This is a genomic window from Pseudarthrobacter sp. L1SW, from assembly GCF_020809045.1.
Lineage (GTDB): Bacteria > Actinomycetota > Actinomycetes > Actinomycetales > Micrococcaceae > Arthrobacter.
Window position 1 is genome coordinate 1,941,446 of record NZ_CP078079.1, and the last position, 12,429, is coordinate 1,953,874.

Annotated in this window: 8 protein-coding genes; 2 read left to right on the forward strand and 6 right to left on the reverse strand. The window is 66.9% G+C overall.

Annotated features, from left to right (window positions below):
- Positions 1–8: 8 nt before the first annotated feature.
- Genes KTR40_RS08895 through tkt form a run of 5 tightly spaced genes read right to left on the reverse strand, consistent with a single transcriptional unit; the run spans position 9 to position 7,430 of the window.
- A complete protein-coding gene (locus KTR40_RS08895; protein ID WP_228405919.1) occupies positions 9–950 on the reverse strand; it encodes a glucose-6-phosphate dehydrogenase assembly protein OpcA in 942 nt (313 codons plus the stop codon).
- Positions 947–2,515, reverse strand: coding sequence for a glucose-6-phosphate dehydrogenase (gene zwf, locus KTR40_RS08900; protein WP_139029114.1), 1,569 nt, complete (start codon positions 2,513–2,515; stop codon positions 947–949). The genes KTR40_RS08895 and zwf overlap by 4 nt, the downstream gene beginning before the upstream one ends.
- 14 nt (positions 2,516–2,529) lie before the next feature.
- On the reverse strand, positions 2,530–4,164 hold the full coding sequence (locus tag KTR40_RS08905; protein WP_228405920.1) for a glucose-6-phosphate isomerase: 1,635 nt from the start codon (positions 4,162–4,164) through the stop codon (positions 2,530–2,532).
- Between the two features lie 6 nt (positions 4,165–4,170).
- Positions 4,171–5,286 (reverse strand): transaldolase, encoded by a 1,116-nt coding sequence (tal, locus tag KTR40_RS08910; RefSeq protein ID WP_139029116.1) that lies wholly within the window; start codon positions 5,284–5,286, stop codon positions 4,171–4,173.
- Between the two features lie 26 nt (positions 5,287–5,312).
- Complete coding sequence (gene tkt, locus KTR40_RS08915; RefSeq protein WP_139029132.1) at positions 5,313–7,430, reverse strand: transketolase; 2,118 nt, start codon at positions 7,428–7,430, stop codon at positions 5,313–5,315.
- A 509-nt stretch (positions 7,431–7,939) separates the two neighbouring features.
- On the opposite strand from tkt, the gene KTR40_RS08920 reads away from it, so the two are divergent.
- Together KTR40_RS08920 and KTR40_RS08925 are read left to right on the forward strand one after the other, a co-directional pair.
- The gene (locus KTR40_RS08920; protein ID WP_228405922.1) at positions 7,940–8,899 is read left to right on the forward strand and encodes a heme o synthase; all 960 of its coding nucleotides are present in this window, start codon (positions 7,940–7,942) and stop codon (positions 8,897–8,899) included.
- Between the two features lie 211 nt (positions 8,900–9,110).
- On the forward strand, positions 9,111–11,480 hold the full coding sequence (locus tag KTR40_RS08925; RefSeq protein WP_228405923.1) for a bifunctional SulP family inorganic anion transporter/carbonic anhydrase: 2,370 nt from the start codon (positions 9,111–9,113) through the stop codon (positions 11,478–11,480).
- A 44-nt stretch (positions 11,481–11,524) separates the two neighbouring features.
- Here KTR40_RS08925 and KTR40_RS08930 read toward each other — a convergent pair whose 3' ends face one another.
- The gene (locus KTR40_RS08930; protein ID WP_228405925.1) at positions 11,525–12,367 is read right to left on the reverse strand and encodes a CPBP family intramembrane glutamic endopeptidase; all 843 of its coding nucleotides are present in this window, start codon (positions 12,365–12,367) and stop codon (positions 11,525–11,527) included.
- Between the last annotated feature and the right edge of the window lie 62 nt (positions 12,368–12,429).

Sequence of the window (12,429 nt, forward strand, 5' to 3'; positions counted from 1 at the left end):
CTCTTGGGTCAACGCTCACTGGGTCGGACGCTCCTTAGATTGGTACGTGGCAGTCCAATAGTAATCACTTCACCAAACACTTCGTCCGGGTCCAGGCGGCGCAGCTCCTCCGCCAGGCAGTCGCGGAGGCTGCGGCGTGGAAGCGAGATGCGCTGCGCGGGCTGGCCCGGCTGGGTCAGCTCGGCTACGGACAGCCCCGGCCGGAAGAGCTGGACGTCGCCGCCGGGGCGGGAGAGCCGGACACGCCGGATGCCAGTCCCGGCAGGGTCTGCCACGATGGTGACCGGAGCCTCCAGCGTGAGGGTGAGCCAGGCGGCCAGGAGGATGGTGGAGGGTGAGTCCGAGGCTCCTTCGACGGCGACGGCGGTGACCGGTGAGGGGTCCACTTCATCCAAGGCTGCGGCGAGTTGGATCCGCCAGTTGGTGAGGCGGGTCCAGGCGAGGTCGGTGTCGCCGGCGCGGTAGGTCTTATGGATTTTCTCCAGCGCGGCCTGGGGGTCCGGTTCGTTGGCCGAATCAGTGATCCGTCGGTGTGCGATTTTCCCGATGGACGTTTCGCAGGCGTTTTCCGGTGCGCCGTGCGGCCACCAGGCCACGATCGGTGCGTCCGGCAGCAGCAGGGCGGCCACCAGGGATTCGCTTTCGTGGGCGAGCTGGCCATAGCCGCGCAGCACGATCACCTCGGATGCTCCGGCATCACCGCCCACCCGGATCTGTGCGTCCAGGCGGTCCGGCGCCGTGGCGCCGGCGTCGGCCAGGACGATGATCCGGCAGGGGTGCTCACGGCTGGCGTCGTTTGCCGCCTCGATTGCTTCTTCCTCGAGCCCGGACTTGGTGACCACCACCAGGGTGAGCACCCGGCCCAGTGCGATCACGCCGCCCTGTTCGCGCAGGGCCATCAGCTTCTTGGACACGTTCGAGGTGGTGGTGTCCGGCAGGTCTACAATCATGGCCTTCTCCAGGTTCGTCCGTCGCGGGCCAGCAGCTCATCGGCGGAGGCCGGGCCCCAGGATCCAGGGGCGTAGGGCTCCGGCTGTTCGTTCGTGGTGGCCCAGTACTCCTCGAACGGGTCGAGGATCTTCCAGGACAGCTCCACTTCCTCATGCCTCGGGAACAGTGGCGGTTCGCCCAGGAGCACGTCCAGGATCAGCCGCTCATACGCCTCCGGGGAGGACTCGGTGAACGAGTGCCCATATCCGAAGTCCATGGTCACGTCGCGGACTTCCATCTGCGTGCCAGGAACCTTCGAACCGAACCGGATGGTCACACCCTCGTCCGGTTGGACCCGGATCACCACGGCGTTCTGGCCAAAGTCGTCCTCGGCATGGTCGCGGAACAGCAGGTTGGGTGCGCGCTTGAACACCACCGCGATCTCGGTGACGCGGCGGCCCAACCGCTTGCCGGCGCGAAGGTAGAACGGCACCCCGGACCAGCGGCGGGTGTGGATGTCCACGCGGATCGCGGCGAAGGTTTCAGTGGTGGAATCGGCAGGGATGCCTTCCTCCTCCAGGTAGCCCTGGACCTGCTCCCCGCCCTGCCAGCCACCAGTGAACTGGCCCCGCGCGGAGTGTGTGGACAGGTCATCGGGGAGCTTGACGGCGGCGAGGACCTTTTCCTTTTCCGCGCGCAGGTGGTCGGCGTTGAAGGAGATGGGCTCTTCCATTGCCGTCAACGCCAGCAGCTGGAGCAGGTGGTTCTGGATCACGTCGCGGGCCGCGCCCACGCCGTCGTAATACCCTGCCCGGCCGCCGGTCCCGATGTCCTCAGCCATGGTGATCTGGACATGGTCCACGTAGTTTGCGTTCCACAGCGGCTCAAACAGCTGGTTCGCGAACCGCAACGCAAGGATGTTCTGGACTGTTTCCTTGCCCAGGTAGTGGTCGATCCGGAATACCGCGTCCTGCGGGAATACCGACTCCACGATGTCGTTCAGCTTCCGGGCGGACTCGAGGTCGTGCCCGAACGGCTTCTCGATCACCACGCGCCGCCACTTCTCACCCTCGGCCTGTGCCAGGCCGTGTTTGGACAGCTGCCGGCAGACCTGCTCGAACGCCTTGGGCGGGATCGACAAATAAAAGGCATGGTTCCCGCGGGTGCCGCGGACATCGTCCAGTTCCTTGATCGTTTCGCCGAGCCGCTCAAACGCCCCGTCGTCGTCGAACTCGCCCTGGACAAAACGGACGCCCTCGGACAACTGGTTCCACACAGCCTCATCAAAAGGCGTCCGTGCATAAGCCTGCACCGAGGACTTCACCTCGGCGGCAAAATCCTCATCACTCCAGGGCCGCCGCCCAAATCCCACCAGCGCGAAGCTCGGCGGCAACAGACCACGGTTGGCCAAGTCGTACACAGCCGGCATCAGCTTCTTGCGGGCAAGGTCGCCGGTGACTCCGAAGAGCACCAGCGAGGACGGGCCTGCGATCCGGTTCAGGCGGCGGTCACGCGGATCCCGCAGCGGATTCCGGCGCTGGCCGGGACGGGTTCCGGCCGGCTTGCCGTATTCAGTTTCTGGCATAGTGCTTCTGTGCCTTAGCTTTCGGTAACGGAGGCTGACCTGGCGGACAGCGCAGCAATGATGTCCTGCAACTGTGCCACACCGGCCGCGCGGTTGGTCAGGTGCAGGCGGAGCACGGGCCGGCCGTGCCCTTCCAGGACCTGGGCGTCGCCCGCCGCCTGGGCAGCGATGAGGGCGCCGAACGTGAAGGGACGCTCCGGGATGGCGACGTCTTCCGCCGAAGCAGCGGTGACCTGGAGGAACACGCCGATGGCCGGTCCGCCCTTGTGGAACTGCCCGGTGGAGTGCAGGAAGCGCGGTCCCCAGCCGAAGGTTACGGGCCGGCCGGTGACGGCTGCGAGTTCGTCGCGGACGCCTTCGAGCTGCGCGAACGCCAGGCGGTCGAAGTAGGCCTGGACGCTAAGGTAGCTGTCCGGCTGGAGGGTATCCAGCAGTGCGCGGACTGCCTCTTCAGCTGTCGCGGCGCTGCCAAGCCATTCACCGCCGCGGACCTCGATGGATCCGTCAACGAAGGCTGCGGGCGTGGGCTCAGGCTGTGCGTCCAGCAGGCCGCGCGCTGCTACCTTGGCCGCCTCGACGTCAGGCTGGTCGAACGGGTTGATGCCCAGCAGGCGGCCCGCCACGGCAGTGGCGAACTCCCACACCATCATCTGGGTGGCAAGTCCACCGGCGATGGCCACTTCATTTTCCCGAAGTTCGACGTCGGCATCGGCGGCTACCAGCCGGACCACCAGGACGTCGTCGGCGCCGGAGGTCACCTCGGGTGAGTTGGGGCCGGCGACCACCGGCAGGACGCCGGTGCCGAGCTTGCCGGTGGATTCGGCGATGAGCTGCTCGGCCCAGTCCGCGAAGCCCACAATCCCGGAGCCGTCCTCGGCGATGACAATCTTGTTGCGCAGCGGGCTGGTCCCGCCGAGCGCGGTGCCCAGCGCCAGCCCGATGTTCTCCGGTGCGTCCTCGTTCAGGATTTCCGCGGCGTCCTCGGCCTCGTCCAGGAATGCCTGGATGTCAACGCCGGCCAGGCCGGAAGGCACCAGCCCGAAGGCGGTCAGCGCGGAGAAGCGGCCGCCGACGTTGGGGTCGGCGTTGAAGACGGCCCGGTACCCGGCGTCGCGCGATGCCTTGTCCAGCGGCGACCCCGGGTCCGTGACGATGATGATCCGGCTGGCGGCGTCGACGCCGGCGTCGTTGAACGCCTTTTCGAAGACCCTGCGCTGGGAGTCGGTCTCAACGGTGGAGCCGGACTTCGAGGAAACCACAATGGCGGTTTCCGCCAGCCGGTCCGCCAGGGCAGCACGGACCTGGTCGGGGTCCGTGCTGTCCAGCACAGTCAGCTCGACGCCGGCGGTACCGGCGATGACCTCGGGAGCCAGCGAGGATCCGCCCATGCCGCACAGCACGATGCGGGTAACACCCTCGGCCCGGAGGGCGTCGCGGAGTTCCAGGATGTCCTTGACCAGCGGCTGCGAGACGGTGGCCGCCTCAACCCAACCGAGGCGGATTGCCGACTCTGCTTCGGCGTCGGGGCCCCACAGGGTGTGGTCCTTCGCGAAGATCCGCGTGGCGATCCGGTCCTCGACCAAGACGGGAAGGTGCTGTTCGAGTGCCTGCTGTGCGGCACCTGTGGCTTCGTAGCTGAGTGTGCTCATGGTGGGTTAGGAGGCCTTCCGTGCAGAGGCGAGGGCGCCCTCGACGTCGCCGAGCAGTTCCTTCCAGCTGGCCACGAACTTGTCCAGGCCTTCGGACTCGAGGATGGCGACAACGTCGTTGTAGGAGATGCCGAGCTTTTCGAGGGCATCGAGCGTGGCGTTGGCTTCGGCGTAGGTGCCGGTGACGGTGTCGCCGGTGACCACACCGTGGTCGAAGGTGGCGTCCAGGGTCTTCTCGGGCATGGTGTTGACGACGCCCGGGGCTACGAGTTCAGTGACGTAGAGGGTGTCCGGGTATGCCGGATCCTTGACGCCGGTGGAAGCCCACAGGGGGCGCTGGGGGAGTGCGCCTGCCTCGGCCAGCAGGGCCCAGCGCTCGGTGGCGAAGAGTTCCTCGTAGACCTGGTAGGCCAGGCGGGCGTTGGCCAGGCCGGCCTTGCCCTTGAGCGCCTTGGCTTCGTCCGTGCCCAGGGCGTCGAGGCGCTTGTCGATCTCAGAGTCCACGCGGGAGACGAAGAAGGAAGCCACCGAGTGGATCTTGGAGAGGTCGTGGCCGTTTTCCTTGGCCTGCTCCAGTCCGGACTGGAAGGCGTTGATGACTGCGCGGTAGCGCTCCAGGGAGAAGATCAGGGTCACGTTGACGCTGATGCCTTCGGCCAGGGTGGCGGTGATCGCTTCAAGGCCCTCGAGCGTGGCCGGGATCTTGATGAGGACGTTGTCCTTGTTAACGCGCTTGTACAGGTGCTTTGCTTCTGCGATGGTGCCTGCGGTGTCCCAGGCCAGGCGCGGGTCAACTTCGATGGACACCCGGCCGTCCACGCCCTTGGTGGCCGCGGCGACCGGTGCGAACAGGTCGCAGGCGTCCGCGACGTCGGTGGTGGTGATTTCGAAGATGGTGTCTTCGACGCTGGCACCGGCCGCCGCCTGCTTTGCGATGGTGGCGTCGTAGTCCGTGCCGGAGGTGATCGCGGCGTGGAAGATCGACGGGTTGGTGGTTACGCCAACCACGTTCTTCTCTTCGATGAGCTTGGCCAGGGTGCCGGTTTCCAGGCGTCCACGGGAAAGGTCATCGAGCCAGATGGAGACGCCGGCGTCGGAGAGCTGCTGGGTGGGAGTAGTCATGGTGTGTATCTCCTCGAAAATTGGGGTTATGCCTGGAGGCTGGCGAGGGAGTCCTTGGCGGCCGCGGCAACTGCTGCTGCGGTGATGCCGAACTCCTGGAAGAGGCGCTTGTAGTCTGCGGAAGCGCCGTAGTGCTCAAGGCTGATGGAACGGCCGGCGTCGCCGACGAATTCCTTCCAGCCAAGGGCCAGTCCTGCCTCAACGGACACGCGTGCCTTGACGGCGGCGGGCAGGACGGATTCGCGGTAGGCGGCGTCCTGCTTGTTGAACCATTCAACACAGGGCATGGACACGACGCGCGCGGCGATGCCTTCGGCCTGCAGGGCTTCGCGGGCCTGCACGGCCAGCTGGACCTCCGAACCGGTGGCGATGAGGATGACGTCGGCCGGGACGGTGGCGCCGTCCTTGGCGGCCTCGGCAAGGACGTACCCGCCCTTGGCGACGCCCGCGACGGAACCGAAGGTATCGCCGTCGGCCTCGCCTTCGCCGCGCTCCCAGGTGGGGATGTTCTGGCGGGTCAGCACGATGCCGGCCGGGTTGCTGTGGTTCTCCAGCATGGTCTTCCAGGCCACGGCAACTTCATTGGCGTCGCCGGGGCGGACCACGTCCAGGCCCACGATGGCGCGCAGCGAGGCGAGCTGTTCCACCGGCTGGTGCGTGGGGCCGTCTTCGCCCAGTCCGATGGAGTCGTGCGTCCAGACGTACAGGGAGGGGACGCCCATCAGCGCGCCGAGGCGGATGGCCGGGCGCTGGTAGTCGCTGAAGATCAGGAACGTGCCGGAGAATGCCCGGGTGCGGCCGTGCAGGCTGATGCCGTTCACGATCGACGCTGCGGCGTGCTCGCGGATGCCGAAGTGCAGGACGCGGCCGTACGGGTTGCCGGACCAGGCGTCAGTCTGCTTGGAGGCGGGAACGAACGACGGCGAGCCCTCGATGGTGGTGTTGTTCGACTCCGCGAGGTCGGCCGAACCGCCCCACAGTTCCGGCAGGACCGGGCCCAGGGCGTTCAGGACCTTGCCGGAGGCGGCGCGGGTGGAGACGTCCTTGCCGGCGGGGAACACCGGGAGGGCCGAGTCCAGGTCCTCGGGAAGTTCCTTGGCCTCGATGCGCTGCAGAAGTGCCGCGCCCTCGGGGTTGGCGGCCTGCCAGGCGTTGAAGGACTCTTCCCACTCCTTGCGGGCAGCGGCACCGCGGTCGACGACGGCGCGGGCGTGGGCGAGGACGTCCTGGTCCACGTCGAAGGACTTGGCGGGATCGAAGCCCAGGACCTCCTTCAGCGCTGCGACTTCCTCCGCACCGAGTGCGGAACCGTGGATCTTGCCGGTGTTCTGCTTCTTGGGGGCGGGGTAGCCGATGATGGTGCGGAGGGAGACGATGGAGGGCTTGGACGTCTCGGCCTTGGCGGCGAGGAGTGCGGAGTAGAGCTCCTGCACGTCCTCCTTGTACTCGCCGGTCTTGGTCCAGTCCACGCGCTGGACATGCCAGCCGTAGGCCTCGTAGCGCTTCAGGACATCCTCGGTGAAGGCGATATCGGTGTCGTCCTCGATCGAGATGTGGTTCTCGTCGTAGACAACAACAAGGTTGCCGAGCTCCTGGTGGCCGGCCAGCGAGGAAGCCTCTGCCGTGACGCCTTCCTGGAGGTCGCCGTCGGACGCGATAACCCAGATGGTGTGGTCGAACGGGCTGGTGCCCGGTGCGGCGTCGGCGTCGAACAGGCCGCGCTGGCGGCGCTGGGAGTAGGCGAACCCAACGGAGGACGCCAGGCCCTGGCCCAGCGGGCCGGTGGTGATCTCGACGCCGGCGGTGTGCTTGTACTCGGGGTGGCCGGGGGTGAGTGAGCCCCAGGTGCGCAGTGCCTCGAGGTCCTTCAGTTCCAGGCCGTAGCCGGAAAGGAACAGCTGGATGTAGAGAGTGAGCGAAGTGTGGCCGGGGGACAGGACGAAGCGGTCGCGCCCCAGCCAGTCAGGGTTGCGGGGATCGTGGCGCATCAGCTTCTGGAAAAGAAGGTACGCGGCCGGCGCCAGGCTCATGGCCGTTCCGGGGTGGCCGTTGCCCACCTTCTCCACCGCATCCGCGGCCAGCACGCGGATGGTGTCCACCGCACGCTGGTCCAGGCTGGTCCAGGACAGTTCTTGCTCTTCCAAATGTGGCACGAAAACCGGGCCCCTCTCTGTGCTGATGGCAGGCGGCACACGGGATCCGTACAAAGGCACGCTGTGTGGCGCCCGCTCGGTGTGTACCAGCCGTTCACCATCGAAACGTTGATCTTTTCACTCAGCCACTGGCCAGTCCGGGAATGCGTTTTCCACTGCTTCCTTGCTGCGTGCTGATCTTGTGACAGCTTAGCTCCATTCCACCCTTTGGGCGGCGTAAATCTCACGTTGTGGACGCAATTTCCGCTTATGTGAATGCCTCTGAAGTGAGGTTGAGTTAATCTGCTCGAATCTGTGCGCGAGCAATCACCAGCACCAAATGGCGGGCCGTTGGCAGGGGGCCGGCGCGGTATGATATTCGGAGGCCAGCGCCGGGTCGGGGGAATCAATCCAGCCGCCCGCACTCCCGGCTGTTGCGTGGATCACTCTTCCGCGGGCGCCCGGTTGGGGCGGGGCCGCATGACTAGCTGGACAGCCAGACAGAACTGCCAACAGAACGGGTGACTGCCACCGTGAGCACAACAGATACGCCGCTGAACGCATCCCGGGCCGCACGCCCCGGGATCGCCCGTAAGGCAAAGGCGTATCTCGCCCTCACCAAGCCCCGCGTCATCGAACTGCTCCTGGTGAGCACACTGCCCACCATGATCTATGCCGAACGCGGCTTCCCGTCCTTTGGGCTCATCCTTGCCACGCTGGTTGGCGGGGCCTTCGCTGCCGGCAGTGCCGGTTCGTTCAACTGCTACATCGACCGCGACATCGACAAGCTGATGCACCGGACGGAGAACCGCCCCCTGGTCACCGGCGAAGTCAGCCCCCGTGAGGCGTTGGTCTTCTCCTGGCTCCTGGGTGCTGCTGCCATTGCCATCCTCTGGTTCGGCGCCAACCCGCTGTCCGCGTGGCTTGGGCTGGGGGCGATTTTCTTCTACGTGGTGATCTACACGATCATCCTGAAGCGGCGCACCGCCCAGAATATTGTGTGGGGCGGCGCTGCGGGGTGCTTCCCGGTGCTCATTGCCTGGGCGGCCGTCACCAACTCGGTGGAGTGGCCCGCCGTCATCCTCTTTATGGTGATCTTCCTGTGGACGCCGCCGCATTACTGGCCGCTGTCCATGCGCTACGGCGAGGACTACCGCAACGCCAAGGTTCCCATGCTCGGCGCCATCGCCGGTGCCAAGGTGGTTTCCGTGCAGGTTGTCCTCTACGCCTGGGCGATGGTGGCCTGCTCGCTCCTGATGGTTCCCGCGGGCGGTGCCGGCTGGGTCTACACTGCCACCGCCGTCCTGGCTGGAGCCTGGTTCCTTTATGAGTCCCACGCCCTGCACAGCCGGGCACAGCGCGAGGACATCTCCGACAAACGGGCCATGAAGGTCTTCCACGGCTCCATCAGCTACCTCACGCTGCTCTTCATCGCCCTGGCCGTCGACCCGTTCATCGGGCCCGCCGTCATGGCGGGCTGAGCGGGAATACAGCCCGCGGCTATCCTCGCCTCCCCCCGGCTTTGCCGGGTGGTCCGCCGCCTCCCTCAGGTTCGATTCGTTCCAGCTCCATAGGCAGTTTTGGCGAACCCAGGCGTATGACATTTTTGTCATGTCAGTCACTTTTCCTGTCATCTTAAATGACCTCGTGGGTACTGTGGGACCGATCCTGCCCGCGAGTGAAGGAATATCCATGGCACAGGCGCCCGATCCATCGTCCATCCCGACGGCAGTCCACAGTCCGCCCGCGCCAGGAAGGGGCGGGAGGAAACGCCGCCGCCTGCAGTTCCTGGGCCACCTGGGCGCCGATATCCCTGCATCACTCGTGGTGTTCCTCGTGGCGCTCCCGCTTTCGCTCGGGATCGCCGCGGCCTCCGGTGCTCCTATCATGGCGGGACTTATTGCCGCCGCCGTTGGCGGCATCGTCGCGGGAAGCCTGGGCGGGTCTCCGCTCCAGGTCAGCGGACCGGCGGCCGGCCTCACCGTCGTGGTGGCCGGGCTGGTCCAGGAGTTCGGCTGGCAGGTGACGTGCGCGATCACCGCGGCGGCCGGCGTCGTGCAGCTGTTGCTGGGAATCAGCCGCGTGGGGCGCGCCGCGCTGGCAGTCTCACCCGTGGTAGTCAAGGCGATGCTGGCAGGCATCGGCGTCACGATCATCCTTCAGCAGAGCCACGTAATGCTTGGTGGGCAGCCGGCGGGCTCGGCCCTCGAGAACATCGTGGCCCTGCCGGCAGCCATCACCAGTGTGGAACTGCACGCAGCCTTGCTGGGACTGGCCGTCGTCGTGATCCTGCTCGGCTGGAAGCACCTCCCGGCGGCGGTGCGCCGTATTCCCGGGCCGCTGGCCGCCGTCGCTGCCGGCACTGCCCTTTCCATCGCCTTCGCCCCCGGCGTCGAGCGCATTTCCTTCGAGGGGTCCCTTGTCGACGCCGTGGCGCTGCCGCAGCTGCCTGAAGGAAACTGGCGCGCCGTTGCCTTCGCCGTCATTTCCATGGCGCTGATCGCCAGCATTGAATCGTTGCTTTCCGCTGTCGCCGTGGACAAGATGCACAGCGGCCCGCGCACCAATCTGAACCGGGAGCTCGTGGGGCAGGGAGCGGCCAACATTGTTGCGGGGTCGCTGGGCGGGCTGCCCGTGACCGGCGTCATCGTCCGCAGTGCCACCAACGTGGAGGCGGGCGCCGTGACCCGCGCCTCCGCAGTCATGCACGGCATCTGGGTCCTCGCCTTCTCCGCCATCTTCGCCGGAGTCATCCAGCTCATCCCGCTGGCCGTCCTTGCGGGGCTCCTTGTGGTGATCGGTGCCCGCCTCATCAAAATTGCGGACATCAGGACCAGCCTCCGCACGGGTGACCTTTTGATCTACTCCGTGACCCTCCTCTGTGTCGTCTTCCTGAACCTGCTCGAGGGCGTCATGGTCGGCCTCGCGCTGGCTGCTGCCAGCGTGCTGTGGCGCGTGCTCCGGGCCGCAGTCGACGCACACACACCCGTCTCGCCGTCGGACTCCTGGCGCGTCACTGTGGCAGGGTCCTGCAGCTTCTTCGCCCTGCCGCGGCTCAACCGCGTGCTGCATTCCGTGCCGGGCGGGAAGCACGTTGTGGTGGAGCTGAACGCGGACTACGTTGACCACGCCTTCCGCGAAGCCCTGATCGCCTGGCAGAAGCAGTACCGGGCGGCCGGCGGAACGGTGCGCATTGAAGAACACGGCAACACGCTCTTCCAGGATGCAGCTGACCGCACGCCCAAGCGCCAGGATGCGCGCGAACTTCCGCTCCCGCCCAGGACGTCGTGGCAGTCTGCAGTGCCCGGCCAGGAAGGGGCCGGGGAGCCGGCCCGCGTGCACCCGGGACCGCTGGAACCGCTCCTCCACGGGATCAGCAAGTACCACCGCCGCTTCGCGGACCAGGTCCAGCCCCTGGTCCAGGATCTGGCGGAGGGCCAGAACCCGGACACCCTGTTCATTGCTTGCGTTGATTCCAGGGTCAACCCCAACCTGATCACCAGCAGCGGCCCGGGCGACCTGCTGACCCTGCGGAACATCGGGAATGTGGTGTGCCATGAGGGCCAGGACGCATCAATCGATTCCGCCCTGTCCTTCGCCGTGAAGGGCCTGAACGTGGACTCGATCGTGATCTGCGGGCACTCCAACTGTGGCGCCATGAAAGCACTGGTCGAGGACGCCAGCGGTCACGGAAACCCTGGACTGGGCGCAGGTTTCGACGCCTGGCTGGACCATGCCCGGCCCAGCTATCGGCACCTGGCGGACCATCCGGTGGCGCTGGAAGCTGCGGCCGCGGGCTACAGCGAGGTGGACCAGTTGGCCATGGTCAACGTTGCCGTCCAGCTGCGGAAGCTGGAATGCCATCCGGCGGTTGGCCCCGGACTCGCTGCCGGCAGCGTTCAGGCCACGGGGCTGTTCTACGACATTGCCACGGCCAGGGTGCTGTTGGTGGAGCCCACCGGCATCCGGTTCCTGGACCCTGCGCAGGCTGCCGCCCGCCAGGCCGCCGCGCGCAAGTTGGCCCAGCCCGCCCGCCACTCCGACCCGGCGTGCGCCGGGTGATAGGGCGGCATCGGACCCGGCGCACAAGCGCCCCCCGTGCGGTATCACATTGGACTGTTTCCGTCAGGCATTGCCTGCGGAGTCCCGGCGAGGGTTCCTTTTCGCGGTGGGCGGGCGGCCCTGACCAACAGCACGACGGCGGCGATCGCCCAGAATGCCGCGCCCCAGGCCAGGGGCGGGACCAGGAGCGCGAGGCCTGATCCAGTGCCGGAGGCCGCCATGAAGGAGAGGACGAAGGCAGCCGCCGAGAGGGGTGCATGCATCATCATCGCCAGGGGAAGGCTCCGGGTATGGTCGTAGACCCACACCATCAGCACCCTGTACGGAGGAAGCCACGCGAAAAGGTACACGGCCACTACCAGGGCGGCGGGTACGGCTCCCGATGGGTCTGCGCTCCCGGCGAACATGGGGTAATGCCAGGCGCCCCACAGCATGCCCATGATGAGCCCCGTGGCGAGGACGCCGTACCGCCGCCGAAGCTGCGGCAGTGCAAAGCCTGTCCAGCCGAGCTCTTCCAGGCTGCCGACCGCGATTCCCACCACCACTCCGGCCAGCACGATAAAGGCCAGCTCCCCGGGCGTGGCGAAGCCCGGGTAGAAACCCGGGAACGCCCATGTGACAGCAGCCGCGGTCGCCGCCATGACAACGGGCCCGGCCAGGAGCGCGACCGCATACCAGCGTGCACCGGCCGGCCAGGTACGGAGGCGGATTCCGAGTTGCCGCAGGCCTGCTTTTCCGTGCAGGAGCCAGGTGAGGAGGACGCATGCGGCCGCCGGGCCAAGCGGGCCCGCCGTCACTGCGACCGCCATCGGTACCGGCCCAACACCCTGGATGGCAGCTATCCCGCCCCAGGAGATTGCGAAGGTCAGCAGATAGTAGGCGGGCACGGGATGCCGCCTGATGGCCGCGGTGAACCCGTTCCCGCTCCCTGCGGGTACGCCCGGCACCG

What these genes read in the sequence shown, in the direction of transcription:
- KTR40_RS08895 (WP_228405919.1), bottom strand. Translation starts at nt 950, where the DNA reads ATGATTGTAGACCTGCCGGACACCACCACCTCGAACGTGTCCAAGAAG.
- zwf (WP_139029114.1), bottom strand. Translation starts at nt 2,515, where the DNA reads ATGCCAGAAACTGAATACGGCAAGCCGGCCGGAACCCGTCCCGGCCAG.
- KTR40_RS08905 (WP_228405920.1), bottom strand. Translation starts at nt 4,164, where the DNA reads ATGAGCACACTCAGCTACGAAGCCACAGGTGCCGCACAGCAGGCACTC.
- tal (WP_139029116.1), bottom strand. Translation starts at nt 5,286, where the DNA reads ATGACTACTCCCACCCAGCAGCTCTCCGACGCCGGCGTCTCCATCTGG.
- KTR40_RS08925 (WP_228405923.1), top strand. Translation starts at nt 9,111, where the DNA reads ATGGCACAGGCGCCCGATCCATCGTCCATCCCGACGGCAGTCCACAGT.